Source organism: Companilactobacillus paralimentarius DSM 13238 = JCM 10415 (assembly GCF_001434985.1).
Taxonomy (GTDB): Bacteria; Bacillota; Bacilli; order Lactobacillales; family Lactobacillaceae; genus Companilactobacillus; species Companilactobacillus paralimentarius.
Map to the genome: position 1 here is coordinate 1 of NZ_AZES01000156.1, position 1762 is coordinate 1762.

The 1762-nt window shown below is 48.5% G+C and carries 1 rRNA gene; it reads left to right on the top strand.

The window, feature by feature from the left end:
* Positions 1–121 precede the first annotated feature (121 nt).
* Positions 122–1688, top strand: a 16S ribosomal RNA gene (locus FD33_RS11645).
* Positions 1689–1762 lie beyond the last annotated feature (74 nt).

Here is a 1762-nt window from a genome sequence, read left to right on the forward strand (position 1 = left end):
CTGGTAGACCTTTGAAAACTGAACAAAGTTTTAACACTAAAATTGTGTAGGCCAACATTTATTTGTTGGATTTACAACGAAGTCAATTCGCTAGTATTTTTATTTATGAGTCACAAACTTTTAATATGAGAGTTTGATCCTGGCTCAGGACGAACGCTGGCGGCATGCCTAATACATGCAAGTCGAACGAACCATCCTGATGATTGAAGCTTGCTTCATGATTCAGACCTTGGTGAGTGGCGGACGGGTGAGTAACACGTGGGTAACCTGCCCAGAAGTGGGGGATAACATTTGGAAACAAGTGCTAATACCGCATAACAACTTAGATCACATGATCTTTGTTTAAAAGATGGTTTTGCTATCTCTTCTGGATGGACCCGCGGCGTATTAGCTAGTTGGTGAGGTAATAGCTCACCAAGGCGATGATACGTAGCCGACCTGAGAGGGTAATCGGCCACATTGGGACTGAGACACGGCCCAAACTCCTACGGGAGGCAGCAGTAGGGAATCTTCCACAATGGACGAAAGTCTGATGGAGCAATGCCGCGTGAGTGAAGAAGGTTTTCGGATCGTAAAACTCTGTTGTTGAAGAAGAATATATGTGAGAGTAACTGTTCACGTACTGACGGTATTCAACCAGAAAGCCACGGCTAACTACGTGCCAGCAGCCGCGGTAATACGTAGGTGGCAAGCGTTGTCCGGATTTATTGGGCGTAAAGAGAATGTAGGCGGTTTATTAAGTTTGAAGTGAAAGCCCTCGGCTCAACCGAGGAAGTGCTTCGAAAACTGGTAAACTTGAGTGCAGAAGAGGAAAGTGGAACTCCATGTGTAGCGGTGGAATGCGTAGATATATGGAAGAACACCAGTGGCGAAGGCGGCTTTCTGGTCTGTAACTGACGCTGAGATTCGAAAGCATGGGTAGCAAACAGGATTAGATACCCTGGTAGTCCATGCCGTAAACGATGAGTGCTAAGTGTTGGAGGGTTTCCGCCCTTCAGTGCTGCAGCTAACGCATTAAGCACTCCGCCTGGGGAGTACGATCGCAAGATTGAAACTCAAAGGAATTGACGGGGGCCCGCACAAGCGGTGGAGCATGTGGTTTAATTCGAAGCAACGCGAAGAACCTTACCAGGTCTTGACATACCATGAAAAGCTTAGAGATAAGTCTTTCCCTTCGGGGACATGGATACAGGTGGTGCATGGTTGTCGTCAGCTCGTGTCGTGAGATGTTGGGTTAAGTCCCGCAACGAGCGCAACCCTTATTATCAGTTGCCAGCATTCAGTTGGGCACTCTGGTGAGACTGCCGGTGATAAACCGGAGGAAGGTGGGGACGACGTCAAATCATCATGCCCCTTATGACCTGGGCTACACACGTGCTACAATGGTCGGTACAACGTGCTGCGAACTCGCGAGGGCAAGCAAATCACTTAAAACCGATCTCAGTTCGGATTGTAGGCTGCAACTCGCCTACATGAAGCTGGAATCGCTAGTAATCGCGGATCAGCATGCCGCGGTGAATACGTTCCCGGGCCTTGTACACACCGCCCGTCACACCATGAGAGTTTGTAACACCCAAAGTCGGTGGGGTAACCCTTCGGGGAACTAGCCGCCTAAGGTGGGACAAATGATTAGGGTGAAGTCGTAACAAGGTAGCCGTAGGAGAACCTGCGGCTGGATCACCTCCTTTCTAAGGATATGGTACTTTGGTACCAACGGAAATACACAATTGTTAAAACTTTGTTTAGTTTTGAGGGGTCTACC